17 protein-coding genes are annotated in these 18,771 nt (G+C 35.3%); 1 reads left to right on the top strand and 16 read right to left on the bottom strand.

Annotation, left to right across the window (positions count from 1 at the left end):
- Positions 1-2 precede the first annotated feature (2 nt).
- Genes NHF50_RS03940 through NHF50_RS03990 form a run of 11 tightly spaced genes read right to left on the bottom strand, consistent with a single transcriptional unit; the run spans position 3 to position 10,882 of the window.
- On the bottom strand, positions 3-1,190 hold the full coding sequence (locus NHF50_RS03940) for a glycosyltransferase (RefSeq protein WP_252775137.1): 1,188 nt from the start codon (positions 1,188-1,190) through the stop codon (positions 3-5).
- Positions 1,171-2,418 (bottom strand): glycosyltransferase, encoded by a 1,248-nt coding sequence (locus tag NHF50_RS03945; RefSeq protein ID WP_252775138.1) that lies wholly within the window; start codon positions 2,416-2,418, stop codon positions 1,171-1,173. The genes NHF50_RS03940 and NHF50_RS03945 overlap by 20 nt, the downstream gene beginning before the upstream one ends.
- Positions 2,415-3,377: a glycosyltransferase gene (locus NHF50_RS03950; RefSeq protein ID WP_252775139.1), complete on the bottom strand. Its 963-nt coding sequence runs from the start codon at positions 3,375-3,377 to the stop codon at positions 2,415-2,417. The genes NHF50_RS03945 and NHF50_RS03950 overlap by 4 nt, the downstream gene beginning before the upstream one ends.
- Complete coding sequence (locus NHF50_RS03955; RefSeq protein ID WP_252775140.1) at positions 3,377-4,255, bottom strand: glycosyltransferase; 879 nt, start codon at positions 4,253-4,255, stop codon at positions 3,377-3,379. Before NHF50_RS03955 ends, NHF50_RS03950 begins: the two co-directional genes overlap by 1 nt.
- Complete coding sequence (locus NHF50_RS03960) at positions 4,240-5,253, bottom strand: glycosyltransferase (protein ID WP_252775141.1); 1,014 nt, start codon at positions 5,251-5,253, stop codon at positions 4,240-4,242. Before NHF50_RS03960 ends, NHF50_RS03955 begins: the two co-directional genes overlap by 16 nt.
- Before the next feature lie 5 nt (positions 5,254-5,258).
- Positions 5,259-6,239 carry a sulfotransferase gene (locus tag NHF50_RS03965; protein ID WP_252775142.1) on the bottom strand — a complete coding sequence of 327 codons (981 nt, stop codon included), beginning with the start codon at positions 6,237-6,239 and terminating at the stop codon, positions 5,259-5,261.
- Complete coding sequence (locus NHF50_RS03970) at positions 6,236-7,048, bottom strand: sulfotransferase domain-containing protein (RefSeq protein ID WP_252775143.1); 813 nt, start codon at positions 7,046-7,048, stop codon at positions 6,236-6,238. The genes NHF50_RS03965 and NHF50_RS03970 overlap by 4 nt, the downstream gene beginning before the upstream one ends.
- Entirely contained in the window at positions 7,048-7,764 is a 717-nt protein-coding gene (locus NHF50_RS03975; RefSeq protein ID WP_252775144.1) for a WbqC family protein, read from the bottom strand. The genes NHF50_RS03970 and NHF50_RS03975 overlap by 1 nt, the downstream gene beginning before the upstream one ends.
- Positions 7,757-8,827: a DegT/DnrJ/EryC1/StrS aminotransferase family protein gene (locus NHF50_RS03980; protein WP_252775145.1), complete on the bottom strand. Its 1,071-nt coding sequence runs from the start codon at positions 8,825-8,827 to the stop codon at positions 7,757-7,759. Before NHF50_RS03980 ends, NHF50_RS03975 begins: the two co-directional genes overlap by 8 nt.
- 10 nt (positions 8,828-8,837) lie before the next feature.
- Positions 8,838-10,043 carry an ABC transporter ATP-binding protein gene (locus tag NHF50_RS03985; protein WP_109568448.1) on the bottom strand — a complete coding sequence of 402 codons (1,206 nt, stop codon included), beginning with the start codon at positions 10,041-10,043 and terminating at the stop codon, positions 8,838-8,840.
- The gene (locus NHF50_RS03990) at positions 10,043-10,882 is read right to left on the bottom strand and encodes an ABC transporter permease (RefSeq protein ID WP_252775146.1); all 840 of its coding nucleotides are present in this window, start codon (positions 10,880-10,882) and stop codon (positions 10,043-10,045) included. Before NHF50_RS03990 ends, NHF50_RS03985 begins: the two co-directional genes overlap by 1 nt.
- Positions 10,883-11,109: 227 nt before the next feature.
- Here NHF50_RS03990 and NHF50_RS03995 point away from each other — a divergent pair, with 227 nt between their 5' ends.
- On the top strand, positions 11,110-11,847 hold the full coding sequence (locus tag NHF50_RS03995; RefSeq protein ID WP_252775147.1) for a tyrosine-protein phosphatase: 738 nt from the start codon (positions 11,110-11,112) through the stop codon (positions 11,845-11,847).
- A 15-nt stretch (positions 11,848-11,862) separates the two neighbouring features.
- On the opposite strand, the gene NHF50_RS04000 is transcribed toward NHF50_RS03995, so the two are convergent.
- From NHF50_RS04000 to NHF50_RS04020, 5 genes are all read right to left on the bottom strand, one after another.
- Positions 11,863-14,223 carry a tyrosine-protein kinase gene (locus tag NHF50_RS04000; RefSeq protein WP_109568451.1) on the bottom strand — a complete coding sequence of 787 codons (2,361 nt, stop codon included), beginning with the start codon at positions 14,221-14,223 and terminating at the stop codon, positions 11,863-11,865.
- 4 nt (positions 14,224-14,227) lie between these two features.
- Positions 14,228-14,914, bottom strand: a complete 687-nt coding sequence (locus tag NHF50_RS04005) for a polysaccharide biosynthesis/export family protein (protein ID WP_245896528.1) — start codon at positions 14,912-14,914, stop codon at positions 14,228-14,230.
- 124 nt (positions 14,915-15,038) lie between these two features.
- Entirely contained in the window at positions 15,039-16,967 is a 1,929-nt protein-coding gene (locus NHF50_RS04010) for a nucleoside-diphosphate sugar epimerase/dehydratase (protein ID WP_252775148.1), read from the bottom strand.
- Positions 16,968-17,077: 110 nt separating this feature from the next.
- A complete protein-coding gene (locus NHF50_RS04015; RefSeq protein ID WP_252775149.1) occupies positions 17,078-18,220 on the bottom strand; it encodes a DegT/DnrJ/EryC1/StrS aminotransferase family protein in 1,143 nt (380 codons plus the stop codon).
- Positions 18,217-18,771, bottom strand: coding sequence for a sugar transferase (locus tag NHF50_RS04020; RefSeq protein WP_109568455.1), 555 nt, complete (start codon positions 18,769-18,771; stop codon positions 18,217-18,219). Before NHF50_RS04020 ends, NHF50_RS04015 begins: the two co-directional genes overlap by 4 nt.

Raw genomic sequence — 18,771 nt, forward strand, 5'->3', positions numbered from 1 at the left:
ACTTATTTTAATTGTAAGATAGTTTCATAAAGGTTACGGTATTCTGAAACTTTATCTTTTATGTCAAACCTTTTTTGAACATCGTCAGTAATAACTTGCAGGTCAAACGATTGAGACAAAGCTTTAGCTATGGCTTTAGCCAATTCATTTGCTGTAAAATCTTTTGCCAAAATACCGTTCTCTCCTTCCTTGATGATATTAACACTTCCCCCTGTAGGGAAAGAAACAACGGGTAATCCACAGGCTAAGGCTTCTATGGTCACTTGTCCGAATGCCTCTTCTATTGACGACATGATAAAAAGATCTGCAGCCGAATATAAAAGCGCTAAAAGTCTTTCATCCTGTATTTCTCCTAAACTGATGATATCAGTGTTCCAAGATTCGCCTTTACCGAATGTAACCACTTGTATATCGCTTCGCTTCTGTTGAATTGTATTCAATGCCTCCTGTGCCAGATCGGCTCCTTTTCTTTTGTTCTGTAGCGAATCTGCCCCAAGCAGTAGTAATTTTTTTTCGATCGGTAAATTAAAAACCGATCTGGACCAGTCTTTATTATACGGTTTAAAAACCTGTAAATCTACTCCGTTATGAATGACTTTTTTAGGAAAAGAACCGATCACATCACTGGCTTCTGCTTTTTGTTTTACCCAATCGGAGATACAGACCATCGTAAGATTTGCTCCGGAAAGTGCTTTCTTTCTGATGTTTTTGTTGTGTTCTATTAAAGGCTTTAACGCCTCAAAAGGAAAATCTTTTTCGTAGTGATTACCGCCTCCGCAAGCATACAGATCGGCCATTCTCCAAACTACTGGCTTCGTATTCTTTGCAAAAAAGGTTGTTTCGTCTAAAAATGTTGAAACCCAGTTCAACTGAATAATATCAGCTTCCTGATACAAAGGGTGCTGTGTTATATCGTACTTTGAATCGGGATAAGAAAAAATCTCTATCTGATCGCGGAACTTCTTTAAGATATCTTGTTTAGGGAAAATTTTTCTTTTTAGCTTTTCAATAATTTTTTCTGAAAACGACTTCTTCGGATGTGGAAATTGATAGGTTTCTTTTACTTCTTTAGTTTTTTTCAAATACAAGACCTTGGAATCAATTCCTTGTTCCAAAAGACCTAAATGAATTCTTCTACACGCTGTAGCTGCTCCTCCTTTGTCGTATGTATTAATGTGTAAAATTTTCATCTAAAAGCAAATTATAATACCTCAACAATTTGTGATATAAAACCTTAGAATCAAAATGTTCTGCTACGAAAGCTCTTCCTTTTTTTCCCATTTCCATTCTCAAAGGTTCGTTTTGGATTAAAGTTTCTAACTTTTTTACAAAGCTATGAATATCCTTTTCTTTAACAACAAAACCGGTAACATTATCAACAAGTCCGTATTTCATTCCGCCTGCGTCAGAGACCACCACCGGAACTTGCATTGCTTGTGCTTCCTGTATTACCAGCCCTTGATTTTCTGCTCTTTTTGTTTCTTCCTCAGTGATTCCCGGTAATAAAAACACAGCCGTTTTTCGCAGATGAGCCACTATTTGTTCCTGACTTATAGCTCCCAATAAAGAAATATTTTGTTCTAAACCGTAATTATGGATCAGATCTTTAAGTTTTTTCTGTAGAGGTCCTTCTCCCACAATACTCAAATGAATATTATGTCCTTTTTTAACTAATTCGTTTACTATTTCGACCGCTAAATCCGGTGCTTTGAAATTGACCAGTCTTCCGCAGAAGAGTATTTCAAAAGGCTCTTTCCGAACGATTGTCTCAGCTGTTTTGAATTTATTGACATCTAATCCTACAGGCAACAACTTGAATCTGGAATCGATTGTTGTTGTTTTCTCTAAAACAGCCAAGGTATATTCTGAATTATAGGTGATTAAATTCATTTTCTCGAACAGCAATTTATAGTTTTGCTTGTATCTTTCGATATTCTGAGGAATGATATCCGAACCGTGAAATGAAACAGCCAATTTTGATTTCGGGAAAAAACCATCTTTCCTTAATCCGGTAATAAACACTCCGACAGAAGCAAAATGAGCATGAATAACATCAAAATCTTCACCTAAAAACCACTGGTTTCTGTAAAAAGTATGCAATGACACAGCTTGTGTTTTGTAACGAAAAATATTTAATGCCTTTATGACTTTACTTACCTTATATCGCTTGCTGTTTTTTAAGAGGCATTTAATAAAAAATGTAAAGCGGGTTGTTTTACGTTTCGGTTCTTTTATCAGGTAATGTACTTTGTCCAATAAATGGTATTGACGGATTGCTTCATGGCAATTTTCCGTTTCTCCTTTGGTCAGGGACAAAATCGTAACATCATGTCCGCCATCAATTAATGAGGTGATCTGATTGACAATGAATGTTTCTGTTAACACGGGAAACTTATTTACGACAATGGCAATTCTCATCTTCTGAACTTCTTTAGTAATTTCTCTCTTGTTCTATGAACCTCAAAAAACTTTTTAATATAGCTATAATAAGATGTTGATCTCAATTTTACTGCATAAAATTCTTTACTGAACAATTTAGAGATACTATTGTTCTTAAACCATCGTTCGTACAAAACTGCTGCCTCTTCTTTTTGATCGGCTTTATACGTTGTGTTCAGATAGTCCCGTATCGTTTTTTCTTCAGAGCATCGAATAAATATCTTTTGATAGTTTCGCTGATTGCGGGTTACGTTTCTGTGAAATCTGAAAGAGTTAAGCGGTTCATTATAAAACCCAACTTTAGCTTGCTGCAGCAGGCGAATCCAGAAATACCAGTCGCCACAAATTCGCATCTTTAAAAAACCGCTGTTCATTACTGCTTCTTTCAACAAGGTCTTTTTAAACAGCACTGCGCTTGCATTGGGTATAACGCACTTTACTTTCAAATATTTTTCAACGAATTCATGCCCTTCGATTATAAAGCTATTATGCCATACATTAGGCGTAAAATTTTCGGTGTAACCGATCCGGTTTTCTACAAAGTTCCCTTCTTCATCCACATCATTTGACTGACTGTAAATCAAATCAGGAGTTTCATTATTTTCTTTACTAAAGTTTAGTAGTTTTTCCAAGAAAGTATAATCAGCATAATCATCGCTTTCTGCTATCCATATCCATTCGCCTTTTGCCAATTCAAATCCTTTTTGCCATTGTTTAAACGGACTTCCTGTATTGACTTCATTAACTGTAAAGTGTGCTACTTTTTCATTCCTACTGTACTTGTTCAATACTTCAACACTATTATCTGTACTGCAATCGTCTAACAATATCACTTCAAAATCCTGAAAGGTCTGGTTAAATATACTATCTAACCTTTTCTCCAAAAAAGAGGCGTGATTATAATTCGGAACTAATATGGAAACTTTAGGGCTGGGCATTACTTTAATCTTTTTAACATTCGGGTTACTTTCTTTAGTACTTTCCCGAAAAAATTATATCGCAAGAAAAAGTTCTTTCTATAATATGGATGTATTTGCCAGAAGTAGTTCTTATAAACAATTCTTCTGATCTGTTCTGATTCGTCAACAGCTTTTCTCTGATTAACGGCTGTTGCCTGCTGGTCATGTAGCCGGAACGTTACAAGTTCTTTATCAACAAAGGCGATATGATACTTTTTAAAGATACGAAACCAATATTCATAGTCCAGTATTTGTTTCAGTCGGGTATCAAAATATCCTACTTTTTCAAAACACTCTTTACGGATCAATACTGCGGTCGGTTCGCCTATTTTGTTTACCGGCGACTGTAACAGATTCTCATCATTCAACAGTTTTCTACCAGTCATTATCCTGTTTTTTTCAAAATCCGCGCTTTTCCAGGTTTGGTGTAAACTTCCGCTTCTTTCCAACCATTCAATATGTTGAGGGTTGGTTTGGTCATGAATAAATTTTCGCTTACAAAACACTAATCCTATTGCCTTATCCTGTAATGCTAAATGGACCATTTCTTCAATGCAGGCTGGTTCTAAAAGGTCGTCCTGAAAAAGGAATTTGATAAATTCTCCGTTTGCTTTTTTGACACTGTTGTTCCAATTGGCCCCGATCCCTTGCGGTTCATGCTGATAAATAAAAACAGGAAAATTTACTGAAGTCTTAAAACGTTCAACAATATTTCGAGAGTTATCTTTGGAATTGTCGTCACTGATCACTACCTCAATATTAGAATAGGTTTGTTCTTTTATACTGTGCAGTGCTTCTTCTAAATATTTCTCTCCGTTATAAATCGGCAAACAAACGGATACTAGCGGCTTTTCCATATTTTCTTTTTCACTTGTTTGAACAATTTTGTAATCAGATGTTTTGTGGCTACGTTGTCAATATGGTTTTCTTTTTCTTTCTCTAACAAGCGGTCTTTTTCCTGAATTATTTCCTGTAAAGATTCATAAACTACTTGTTGTACCTCAGGTGTTGTGGTCAATTTCTTTAAATCATCGACTGTTATATTTTCATAAAAGCGAAGTAGAAAAAGTCGGATTCGCCCTAACAAAGCCTGAACGACTTTTTTATTTTCTTCCATGCTTTCGATAATCAAAGCATGGGCATAAGCTGTCCTGAAATTTTTAGGGTAAGCAGATTGTGTACTCCAAACCCCGCTTCCGGCTCTGTAAACCGACATGACATCATTAAGTTTTATCATTTTGCCGTAATTTGTTACGAGCATATAAATAAAAAAATCGCCTACAGGTGTTTTCCAGAAACTTTCCGGAAAGGTTTCAATTACATTCTTAAATAGTACGGAAGGTGCATGAATATAATTCCCATATCTTGCAAAATCTTCTTGCGTTTGATAGTTCTCAGGAACCTTTGTTATATAATCCGCTACTAATTCCCCGTCGGGTTTTAAAATCTTTACCTCATGGAAGCAAAGAACATATTCCTGATTATTCTCTAAAAAATCGACTTGTTTTTGAAGTTTATACGGATCTGTCCAATAATCATCTCCTTCACAAATGGCTATATACTTCCCTTTGGCTCTGGGAAAATTAAAACGTGGATTCATACCTCCGCCAAACTTAGACCGCTGGTTCTCTGTTTGTAATAAAGGTTTGAAAACATCAGGGTGCTTATCTGCATATTCCCTTATGATATTGGCTGTATTATCAGTGGAAGCATCATCATGAATTACAATCTCAAACGGAAAGTTTGTTTTTTGCATCAAAAAACCATCTAGAGCCTGTTTAACATATTTTTCGTGATTATACGTTAAACAGCATATACTGACCATCGGTATTTCATGAGGATTCTCCTTTTCCATCTTAGTTACAGTTCTTGAATTTCAGTAAATTTTTTATACCATTTTTCCCGTTTTCTTTTTTCTTCGTCATCGATCAACTGATATTCCGCTTTTTCATGTCGCTCTTCTCTTTGTAATAAAGGTTCTATTACGTCAAATTCTTCGGCTGAAAGGACAGGAAACTCAAACGGATAATTTAAAGCCTCCATCTCGTGTTGGCACACATATTCTATGAACTGAATTTGTTCTTTGGTCAGCGACTTTAAATATTTTTTCGAATTGTCTTTAATAATCGATTTATCTAAATTTTTCCAGTTATCTGTTTGTACTGCATTTTCTCTGGAAATTTTATTTTTGTGGTAATCTACCATTGTGGTTTCATACGCAATATCCAGAAAATTACAGATTTTTTGCAATTCTGCATCTTGGTTTAATATGAGGTCTTCGTATTTCACCAACAAAATTTTGTCGGGAAATTGTTTAAAAAGCTTTAAGGTTTCTGCTTGGTTTTTTGCCCAAACTCTTGCAGAACGAACAATATCGCCTCTATGAACCGGAGATTTACTCCATGACAATGCCATATCTCTCGGATCTCTGACTAACCAGATAAATTTTGCATCATCAAAACCTTGCACTACAGCGTTAAAAAAATCATAGGTTCTGACTTCTTTTACAAAAACTTTTGTTTTATGATGTGCTTTCGCTTCTTTCTCATAAATATAGCGAACCACATTTGCAAGGGTTCTGGGAGCTACGCTCTTTAATTCTTCTTTACTAAAATCTGATTTCCAGACTCCTATTTTACAATAAAAAAAATCGTGTATATCTTTAATAAATGCATCCCAGTTAGCTTCTTCTTCCAGATTCCCGTATTTATCCATAACCGGATCAAAAACACGAAGCAAATGCGGTGGTGTTGGCCCGCAATAAAGGGAATGATTATCAATTAACTTTGTAATCAAATTGCTTCCGGAACGCTCAGAACTTATTAAAAAGTCGAATTTCATAAATGTAAAAATTTTTCTAAAGGTGTATTTTCTAAATCTGTGGTTATTGCTTTTACGATTTGTCGGTCTAAACTATCTTCCCACTGATTATCGAGTTTTTTGGTTTTAAAAACACTGTATGCGTCTGTATTGTTGACTTGTTTTGCCTGAGACATAAAACGCTCTGTTTCTTCTGTAAATGGTATTTCGCAAAAATGAAAAATATCTTTTACTGTCGTTACTGTATCTGTCAATAAATCATCATAGTCGACCAATTTAAAACGTGAAGGGTATTTTTTCTCTAAGGTTAAAAAGAGAGCTGTTACTTCTTTCCATTTTTCAAAGCCATTAAATTCTTCCGGTTTGTCCAGATTTTTTTTGGGTGCAAACTGCCATTCTTCCGATTCATCCCAACCCAAATCTTTTCTGAATTCTTTAGGTGCCAACAACCAAGAGGCAATTACTGCCAACGGGTTTCTGACCAAGCCTATTACCTTCACTTCTTTATCCTTCTCTAAAAGGTTTGCTACGATGTTATGATACCTGACTTCTTTGTAGACCACATGCGTAATAATGTCATTTTTTTTTAACTCAGGAATTAACTTTTTTTCTTTTGCTTCTTTCTGATTGATAAAATCATCATTTGTAAGCAATAATTCCTGATAAAAAGCAGCAATTTCTTCTTTTGATGAGTCTTCTTTAAGATATCCTTTCAGTGCATACGAAAACAAGGGCTGATAGGCATATTTCACATTAGGATTGCTATTGAAAATTTGCCCTAGCCATGTAGAACCTGACCTAGGCACGCTATGTATGGCGATACGCTTCATTAAATCAATGTATATTGAGTTAAAATTTGTTTTATTTCTTCTTTGCTATTGAACATCATTACATCTATTATAGAAAGCCACGGAACAAAATCGTTGTCGAATTGTTTGTATTGAATTGTACTATCCGATTTTATAAAACTTAGTTCCACTCCATTTTGTTCAAAGTATTCTTTGTCATACAGTTCTTTTCCTCCGATGACATTGATATACATTGACTTTCCTGATCTTTTAGTCATCTCAATTAATCTGTCTGCTCTTCCCATCCCTAAAGTATCACTAAATTCAACAGAACTGACGGTAAGTTTTGTATCGATATCTAAATAGCCCAACACACTGGATATGCTCTTTTTGCACATCTCGGCAATATATTGATTTTCTCCGTTTAATCCTTCTTTTACTACTGCAAAAGCTTCTTCAAAATAGGGTGCTTTTATATAGGATTGCTCAATCTTTTTCAGGAACTTTTGTTTGTCTTTCTCAGTAAAATTAGCCTCAATTTCATTTATTCGGGAAAAAGAACTGATTTTTTTACAGGATATCGTAAACGTATGATCTTCTTCTTTTAACAATATCCTGTTTCTGTTGATCCATCCTCCTTTTATAAAATTCACATCATCATACAGCACAAAAACATCAACAGCGTTAATAAGCTGAAAATACCCGATATAGGGAAATACATAAGGTTGCATTACCGCTATTGCATCCGTATTAGCCATTACTGATTGTTTTTGAGATATTCTCTACTATACGCTTATCCAGTCCGACATACAATGGCAAACACAATATCCTTTTACTGATGCTCTCACTTATCTCACATTTTTGTTCTTTTAGATAAGGCAACGTATTTAAACTAGGATAAAAATAGCGTCTTGGAAAGATCTGTTGGCTGTTCAATATTTCTTTTACTTTCAGCAGTTCTTCTTCCGTATCAAAAATTACCGGATAATAATGATAGTTCCATTCTGTATTTTCTCTTATTTTGAGCTTTCGAACAGGTGAATCTTTCAGGTATTCATCGTAAAAACCCACTACTTCTTTTCGTCCTTTAAAGATCTCATCCAAATGCCCGAAAACTGCTAAACCCATGGCTGCCTGTAATTCACTCATCTTTGCATTCGTCCCTAATCCTAAAAATTCTTCTTGATTTTTATGTCCGAAATTATGATGGTAGTATATTTTGTGATGTAATTCTTTATTATTGGTAATCCAACAACCGCCTTCGCCTGTGTGAAATATTTTGGTTGCGTGAAAACTGCACGTACTTACATCTCCATAGTCAAAAATACTTTTTCCCTTATAATTCACCCCGAAACAATGAGCCGCATCATAAATTACTTTTAAATTATGTTTGCGGGCTATTTGCTCAATAACTTCCACATTGCACGGATTCCCGAATACATGTGTTGCCAGAATAGCTGACGTGTCATTTGTTATGGCTGCCTCGATCAGAGTTTCATCAATCGTTAAATAGTCCGGATGAATGTCTACAAAAACCGGCTTGCAATTTTCCCAGACTATAGAACTGGTTGTAGCAACATAGCTAAAGGGCGTTGTGATAATCTCTCCTTTTAATTCCATTGCTTTTATAGCAATTTGTAAAGGCAAAGTTCCGTTAGTTGTTAAAGTCAGGTTGTCAACACCTAAGTAAGCTATCAGTTTTTCTTCCAACTCTTTTACCAGTTGCCCTCTGTTGGTCAACCACTTTGCATCCCATGCTCTTTGTAAAAAAGATCGGTATTCTTCTATAGGAGGCAGATATGTTTGGGTTACGTTAATCATACATGTTTTTTTAGAGCTGGGTTATTTCTACATCTGATTCTAATTCAATAGGCACCCATAAACTTTTTTCTCCTTCACAAACAAAATCGATAAGATTGTTTATTCTTAAAACGGGAGAATCGGTCTCGTTACTTTTAATGCTGAGATCAACATTATATTTTCCTAAAGTGAATAAAGAATTCTTAATAACAAAGGTATATTTAAGTTGTTCTTTCTCTTCGTTTATCTCCAGTTTACTCTCAGATTGGGTTCCGGCAATCGGTCTTAGATCCTTGTCCTTAAACTCCAAATAAACCTTCGGATAAAATTTCAGGTTTTTACGGATTCCGAACAACAATTCCACTTCTATATCCTGATGACGAACTACTTTTCCTTCCACCAAATTGGTCTTGCAGGAAACCAGTTCCAGAGAACCATCATTAAAAACCATATTCTGAGAACTTCCTGCAAACTTATTGTAATACAGTTCAATTCCTTTTGCCACATTATAGCCCTGATATTCTACTTTTCCATGATCCATTAATACTACTTCATTACATATTCGGGATACCATGGGCATATTATGTGAAACGAAAATTATAGCTGTATTGGGTAGTAATTCGTCGACTTTCTTAAAGCACTTAAGGACAAATCCTAAATCTCCCACGGCTAAAACTTCATCAATGATCAATACATCCGGTTCTAAATGTGCTGCAATAGCAAATCCCAGACGTACCTTCATTCCTGAAGAATAGTTTTTTACGGGCATATCTAAAAAATCTTCCATTTCAGAAAATTCAATGATCGATTGCATTTTAGCATCGACTTCTGCCTTGGCAAACCCTAAAATAGAAGCATTATTATAGATATTTTCCCTACCCGTAAGGATTGGATTAAAACCGGCTCCTAATTCAATCAGAGCCCCTATTTTTCCTTTTATCGTTATTTTCCCTTCATCGGGTGCGTATAAGCCATTCAAAACTTTTAAGAGAGTACTTTTTCCTGCTCCGTTATGCCCTATCAGTCCGATACATTCTCCTCTTCTCAAACTAAAGCTTACATTTTTTACCGCCCAGAACTCACTTTTTCGAAGCTTGCTCTTTTCCGGCAATATCCCAAACATGATCTTCAGGATATCTTTAAACCCATACATAAGGCTGGTTTTCAAATCTTTTGAAAACTTCTTTGACACATTCTCAACGGTCACTAATGTCTCTTTGTGTTTAACTTCCTGCATCAGCTTGATATCTTTTCAATAATTATAGGCAAAGAGTTTCTCAAAACTACTAACCCTAGTAACAATACTATTGTTGAAATAGGGATAATATACAGTAATAGCTGCGGATTATCTAATGGCAGTCCGACCAAACAATTTCTTGCAGAATTGATTAACGGCGACAATGGATTATACGCAAAAATTTTACTAAAAGTACCATTAGTCGGCGCTGCAAATACCACTGGTGTTGCATACATAAGAAATTGCATGATAATAGGTATTGCCCTCCCTATGTCTGTATACAACAAACCGATTGGCGCCAGCAAAACCCCTATTGCAGTTCCCAAGAGAATAAAGATAAACAAATACAAAGGAAAATAAACAAGAGTAGTTCCCGGTGACAGTTTAAAGAAGAACAAGATGAAAACTATCAAGATCATTTTCAACATCGCATTGAACAACAACTTATAAATTCCTGATAACAGCAAAGCTTCTTTCGGGAAATTAATTTTAGATATAATGCTTTTTGAAGAATTGATACTATTAATCGGTCCATTGATAGATTCCAACAAAACAGTCCAAAGTGTTGTTCCTATAATGATAAAAGCCGGTCTGGGTATGGCTGTTTCCTGAAACTGAGCAATTCCTGAATCACTAATAAATATCCAGACTACTGATTGCATCACAATAGGCATGAACGCCCAGAAGAAACCTAACAGCGACTGTCTGTATGTCGCTTTTAAATCTCTTTTAGCTAATTGTTTAGCAATAAAATTAGAGTTTATTACATCCGTAAATATAGCTGAAAGCTCTTTAAAGAAATTAGTTTTAGAACGACTATCGTATGTTACTATTTTCAAAGCGGGTATTTTTCTTTTTAACCACACAAAACTACACAATATTTTTTTATAGTTCCTACATTGTATGGATTAAATATGAAGTATTAAAGCCTTGTCAAAAAACAATCGGTTTACCCGTCAAATACTTATTTTATGTTCTTCTTATTAGAAATCTTTCTATTAAAAAACAACTTTACCACCTCGTTAAAAAAGCTTTACCTTTATATCAATTTTTATATCTTTGCTTTATGTTTTCATTCCTCAAACCTAAGCCAAAATTAAAAGATTTAATCCCGTCTGATTACATTGATATTCATTCGCATGTACTACCGGGAATAGACGACGGATCTCAGAACATTGAAGAAAGTAAATTTCTTATAGAATCAATGATCGATTTAGGTTTCACCAAAGTAACCACTACACCACATACTAAAAGCAATGTTTGGGACAATACCAGAGTAATCATTGAAAGTAAAAAAGAAGAAATTCACCGAACTCTTCCTGAATTGAGCCAAAAAACAGCACTCAATGCGGCTTCAGAATATTATATTGACGAGGAATTTGTTAAGCTTTTTAAATCTGAAAAGCTACTTACATTGAAAGACGACAAATATGTTTTGGTTGAAATGTCATACCTAAATGCACCGCTGCAATTGTATGATTTTCTTTTTGAATTGCAACTGGAAGGATACAAACCTGTTCTGGCTCATCCTGAACGTTATACTTTTTACCACAACAAACCTAAAGAATATGAGAAGCTGAAAAAGGCAGGCTGCTTATTTCAAATGAATCTTTTATCAAGTGTAGGTTATTATGGAAAAGATGTTGCTTTAGCCGCCGATCAATTACTAAAAAAAGACATGTTTGACTTTGTTGGCTCTGACATTCACAATAAAGGACACATTTTAGCTTTTGAAAACAAGATTCTTATCAAAAGTCAGGAACAATTACAAAAAGCTATTGAAAACAATGCCTTTTTCGGTTAAATTTAATTTTTATTTTTAGCTCTTTTTAAACAATATTCCCCAAAGTCGTTCCCAACTGCTTCTTGGCTTTTCGATCACCTCATAACCATAAGTGTAACCGTAGTTTCGCTTAATTACCGAATCGTTCAATAAAACACTCATGTTATTAAGTTTTCTTTCGTTATAAAGTCTTTGCGGAAGGTTCAACATTTGTTTGTCTAAAACATGTGCTCTGACTACATACACAAAAGCATCGGCATATTTAGCAATAATAAGCGTATCTGAAACCAGACTTATAGGTGCTGTATCTACAACTATATAGTCAAATTGAACTTTTAATTGTTCAAACATCTCTTCGATCTTATTGCTCATCAACAACTCAGCCGGATTAGGCGGCACTACACCGGAAGGCAAAATGGCCAGATTTTCGTTCGTCTTACTGGTTACAATGTAATTTTGAATTGAAGTTCCTTTTTTATCAACCAAGTAATTGGTCAACCCGTCAGAAGGAATATCAAAATAATCACTTAATTTCGGGTTTCTGATATCAAGACCTACTAAAAGTACTCGCTTATCGGACTGTGCTATTATAGAGGCCAGATTTACGGAAACAAAGGTTTTTCCTTCTTTCGGATAGGTAGACGTTACAAAGATTGTCTTAGCCATGGTACTGCTGACGTCACTCAATAAGAACTCAAGATTTGTCCGAACGATCCTTAATGCTTCTGCTGTTGCTGAACGATTAGTCGATTCAAAAACAAAATGATCTTCTTCAAATTTAGGCACTTCTCCTAAAAACGGGATGGATATATTATCCGTTACATCAGCCGCCATTTTTATCTTTGTATCAAATAAAGCTATGATATAAAGTACAATAAACGGAATTGCTAACCCCAAAGCTAAAGCTACTAAATATACCATTTTCCGATTTGGAAAAATAGGATTTTTGGCAGCCAATGCCGTATCGATCACTTTTGCATTAGGTTCGGTAACGGCTAAAGAAATTTCGGCTTCTTCCCTTTTTTCCAACAAATACAAATAGAGTGTTTCCTTAATGTGTTGTTTTCTATCTATATCTCTGAATAATTTTTCCTGAGTAGGAATCTGGGAAATCTTCCCAGCCATTTTTGCTCTCTGACTTGCCAGATCTTTATGCTGAATCTTTAATGATATCTTTAATTGTTCTAAACTGGCAATTACATTTTCACGTAAAGCTTCTATTTTACTATCTATTGTAAGAATAACAGCGTTTTTCGGTGTTGCTGTTTTTAACAATCGATTTCGATCTAAGATCAACTGATTGTAACCGGCAATTAAGCTGGCTGCTCCTTCCTCCATCGGAATAATATTCGCAGGGATAAGATCTTTATTCGTATCTGTAGTTACCCTTTCCAACAAAGCTTCCACAACTTTTATTTGTGTTTCCACTTCGATCTCCTTCTTCTCAAATGCACTTGCGTTTTCTAAAAATAACCCCGCTTCTGAGACAATATCAGTAACATGATTTTTTCTTTTGAATGTCTCTACATCTTTTTCTACATCTTTTAACTCATCTGCAATTATTTTCAATCGCTGCTCGATAAACCTTGACGTATTTTCTGCTACAAATTTTTTATCCTGAATGGCATCATTATTATAATTTTGAACCAACGTATTCAGGAAATCTTCTGCTTTTGCTCTTACCGGATCAACTAAACTCAGTTCTATTACACTTGTATTCTTCCCCACAACCGAAACAGCTAGTTTTGATTTAAAATAATTAACCAGTTGTTCTACAGGCGTTACTTCGATCCCTATACTGTAATCATTTGCATCCGGGTTAACTTTGGTAATCATCATCTGAACCTCATCTATTGCAAGTGTGGCTCCGTAATTGTATTCTCCTATTTTTTGCTCTAATTGATTATAAAGCACAAACTCCTTTTCATTCTTATATTGAACCACATAATAATGTTTGTACTTGTTGTATACTTTCGTTGTATTGAAAAACAACACTTGTATGGGAGATTCATTGTAGATCTCTTCTGATTTTACTCTTCCCAAACCGTAATAGGCAACATTTAATTGCAATGCCCTAATGGTTGACTCTATAAGAGTTCTCGATTTTAGAACTTCAATCTCATTATCCACATTCCCTTTGACATTCCCGATAAGTCCTAATTCTCTGAATGCCTCGAGTTCTGTTGTCATATTTCCCTTAATGGCGTCCTTAACTAAAATAGTAGCATTTGCTTTATATTGCGGAATGGAATACCTAAGGTATAGAAAAGCTCCGAAAAATGTAACCAATAAACCGATAACAAACCAACGCCAATGTTCTAAATAGCGTTCTATTTCAATCTTTAGATTGAACCTATTTTTATCGGAACCTGGACTATTTTGCGGCGTTGTCATCATACAATTATCGTGTTACCAATACTATAAAAGAGGCTAAAATGGAAACTAAAGAAATTCCTAAAGTCAGATTCGGTCCGATCGCAGATGAATTTACTTTGGTCTTATTCGGTTCCACATAAATCACATCGTTTTGTGCTAAATAATAATAGGGCGAATTGATAAAATCAGACTTTGTCAGATCAATTCTCTGAGTCGTTTTCACACCATCCTGTTCCCTAATCAACAACACATTATCCCTTCGACCATAGATCGTTAGATCTCCGGCTTTACTGATTGCTTCTAACACTGTAATCCGTTCACTACTGATCGAAAAACTCCCGGGTTTATTTACTTCCCCCAAAACAGAGACTTTATAATTGAGAATACGGAGATTGATCGTTGCATCACTCACATAATCTTTAAGAGTATCTTTTAATAGTGTCACTGCTTCTTCCCGCGTTAAACCTCCCAGTTTAATTGTCCCGACAGACGGGAACTCAATATTCCCTTCTTTATCAATTATATACGTTTGTAAACGACTGCGCTCAAAAGACTCTTCTGATGTTCCCTGAATAGCTACCGAATTTAGGTTATAAGGCGCCACTACTTCCGGATTTTGTGAGGACACGACAATGAATAAAACATCATCAGGTTGCAAAACCGGATTATAACTCACAGCAGAACTGTCAGCTTGCCCGTTTTCGTTATACATATAAACCATTTTTTTTCTGGAAACGCATGAGGTAAGACTCAAAAAAATGATCAACAGCAAACAACAGGAGTATATAGGGGTATTTTTTATCTTCATTTCGGAATTTTTACAAATATAACATTCTTTAGTTGACCACATCTAACTTTTCAAACTGTGAATTCATACTTTTGAATTCCGGCACGATCTCTTTCATTAAGCGAACCATCTCTTCCGTTTTCAAATCTTCGGACAAATTATTAAACTTCTGAATATATTGTTTTACATCTTCAAAATCTAATTCACTTTTTTCCACCGCGATCATGATCTTCTCATGGTGGGTTGGTAGAGTTTTAGCACTATCGTTCAGTAGTTCTTCATACAGTTTTTCTCCGGGTCTCAGGCCTACTATTTTTATCGGAATTTCTTTATCCGGTACATAGCCTGCCAAGCGGATCATTTTTCGGGCAAGATCAATAATTTTAACCGGTTTACCCATATCAAATATATATATTTCTCCTCCTTGCCCCATAGAACCCGCCTCTAAAACCAGTTGGCAAGCTTCCGGTATCGTCATAAAATAACGGATAATATCAGGGTGAGTGATCGTAACCGGTCCTCCTTCTTGTATTTGTTTTGTAAACAACGGCACTACAGAGCCATTTGACCCCAATACGTTTCCAAAACGCGTCGTAATAAATTTGGTCGTGCACTCTTTATGCTCTCTCTGAGCGTTAAAATATAAAGTCTGCACATAGATTTCCGCAATACGTTTACTTGCCCCCATTATATTACTAGGGTTAACGGCTTTATCCGTTGATACCATTACAAATCGGTCAACTTCGTATTTCACTGACACATCTGCTAAATTTTTCGTCCCTAAAACATTGGTCACAATTGCCTGATAAGGGTTCTCTTCCATAAGAGGAACATGTTTGTATGCTGCTGCATGATAAACAATGGAAGGTCTGTATTTATCAAATAAAAACTCTAAAATCCGTTTATCTTTAATATCAGCTACCATAGGAATGATCTCCGTCTGACTGTCCAACTTCCCTAACTCAATACTCAAATGATGTAAAGGTGTTTCAGCCTGATCTAACAAAACAATCTTTTTAGGTTTAAACAATAAAACCTGATTTACGATCTCACTACCAATGGAACCGGCAGCGCCTGTTATCAATAAGACTTTATTCTGTATCTGGGAAACGATCTTCTGATTATCTAAAACAATAGGCGGACGCTCTAACAGATCTTTAATTTCAAATTTCTTAAGACTTTTCGAGATCTCTCTTTGATCTTTCCAGTCTACGATCGTAGGCGCAGTTAATATCTTGTAATTGTATTCCAAACACTCTTCTACAATTTCTAATTTTTCTTCATTTGAAATATTTTTATCAGAAATAATGATAGCATCGGCATTTAAAAAACGTAAGATCGAAGCAATTCCTTTTTTCTTATATACAATAGGAACTCCCAGCACTTCTTTATTTAAACGAGACTTTTTAGTATCGATAAAACCAACCAGAATAAAACGTTTGGGTTGCTCAACATTGATTGCATTTGCCAGCGAAATAGAATTGGCTCCCGATCCGTAAATAGCAACCCTTGTTAACTGCCCTGCGTTTATAGGGATTAAATATTTTTCAAACAAAAACTTAATTGATATCCTGAAGGCCAATAGTAAAATGAAGGAAATCACAAAATAGATGACTAATGAAGGAATCAGAAAAATTTTGGCTCCGTCAATAAAATAATGCAGGTAGTTTAAAGTTACCAGAATAATCAAAGCCGTAAAAGTAGAGAACAGTAATTTATAAGCATCTACAAAACTGGAGTGCCTTATGATTCCGGCATAGGTACGATAAACGACAAATGAGAAAATATTAGCAAATATAATTATCCCGTAACGAACAACCATTGAATAGGTATCATAGTTGCGTAGGGTTAAATTTTGCACAATATAATGGGTTAGAAAACTTGCTATTATAAGTATTCCGATATCAATACAAAAAATAATCCATCTGGGAAGGTACCCCAGATTTGTAAATCGATTCTCAAAAAAATCTTTAGACATATCTTTTAAGAGGGATTTTTTCGAAAATATGTTTTTATCAGGTTGCAATTTCGGGCTAGGTTAATTTGGTGCTTAATAGAACAAAAGTAATAAAACTATTTCATTTTAATTTATTCATCCTTTAAAAATCCATTTATACTATTTTTAATTCTATCTTTTTGATTATCAGTTAAATTAGACCCTGAAGGCAAACATAACCCTTTGGAAAACAAATCAGAAGCAATAGTTCCTCCATAATAAGGATATTGACCAAAAACAGGCTGTAAGTGCATCGGTTTCCACAAAGGTCTCGACTCTATATTATCTTTTACTAAGGTCTGTCTTAAATCTTCAGCAGTCTTTCCTGATTTTTTTGCATTTATTGTAATAGCAGTCAACCAATGATTAGAATAAAAATCATTATCGGGTTCACTAAAAACTTCTATTTCAGGAAAATCTTTAAATACCTGTCGGTAGAACTCATGCATATCACGTCTCAAAGCTATATGCTGCTCCAGAACTTCCATTTGCCCCCTACCAATACCGGCCGAAATATTACTCAGCCTATAATTGTACCCTATATGACTGTGCTGATAATAAGGCGCTGTATCTCTCGCCTGAGTGGCCAAAAAGACTGCTTTTTCTTTAATCGACAAATTATGTGTTACTAATGCTCCTCCTCCGGAAGTTGTAATGATCTTATTCCCATTAAAAGAAAGTGCTGCAACATCTCCGAATGTTCCACATTTTTGTCCTTTATAAGTACTTCCTAAGGCTTCGGCACTATCTTCTAATATCGGTATCTCATATTTTTGTGCTACTGTCCTTATCTCATCAATTTTATAGGGCATTCCGTATAAGTGAACTGCAATGATTGCTTTAGGTTTCTTTCCTTTACTGATCCTGTCTTTTATAGCATCTTCCAATGCCTGCGGACAAATATTCCAGGTATCCGGTTCGCTGTCTATAAATACCGGAATTGCACTTAAATACATAATAGGATTTGCCGAAGCTGAGAATGTCATACTTTGACAAAGCACCTCATCTCCTGCCTGAACTCCTAATAGAACCAATCCTAAATGTATCGCTGCTGTTCCTGAACTCAAGGCCGCCACATGAACTCCGTCTTGTAAAAAAGTCTCCAGATCGTACTCAAAGCCAGTAACATTAGGTCCTAATGGCGCTACAATATTCTCAGCAAAAGCACTTTCAATATATTTTTTTTCATTTCCTCCCATGTGCGGGGAAGAAAGCCAAATTTTATCCGGATTCATATTACTTTTTTTATGGTTTTCACTATAATCATAATATCTTTAAACAGATTATGCTCATAGTAATAGGCTAAATTCATTTTTATCTTATCCGGGAATAAGACGGTATCATTATAATGCAAAGGATCTTCCTGTTGGGCTAAAATATATTCTTCATTAGCATATTTTAAACTGGCTTCACAGGTAAGACCGGGTTTTAGTTCTAAAATTTTTCGTGCTTCTCCTTCCAGAAGATCATAATAGCCCGGAATATCAGGGCGTGGTCCTACCACACTCATATCTCCTTTAAGTACATTCAATAATTGTGGTAATTCGTCTATTTTTGTTTTTCGAATAAACTTTCCGTAGAAAGAAATTCTATTTTTTTCCGGATCCCGAATGGATCGTAACTTAAATATCTTAAAAACCTTTCCGTACTGCCCGACACGATCCTGAATAAAGATTCCTTTTGATCTCGTATCCACGCAAGCAAAAATCCAGAAAATGGATAACGGGACTCCCAACAACACCATCAAAACCAGTGAAAATACGATATCAAAAATTCTCTTTATCAT

The sequence above is a fragment of the Flavobacterium sp. NRK F10 genome (genome assembly GCF_024054235.1).
Taxonomy (GTDB): domain Bacteria; phylum Bacteroidota; class Bacteroidia; order Flavobacteriales; family Flavobacteriaceae; genus Flavobacterium; species Flavobacterium sediminis.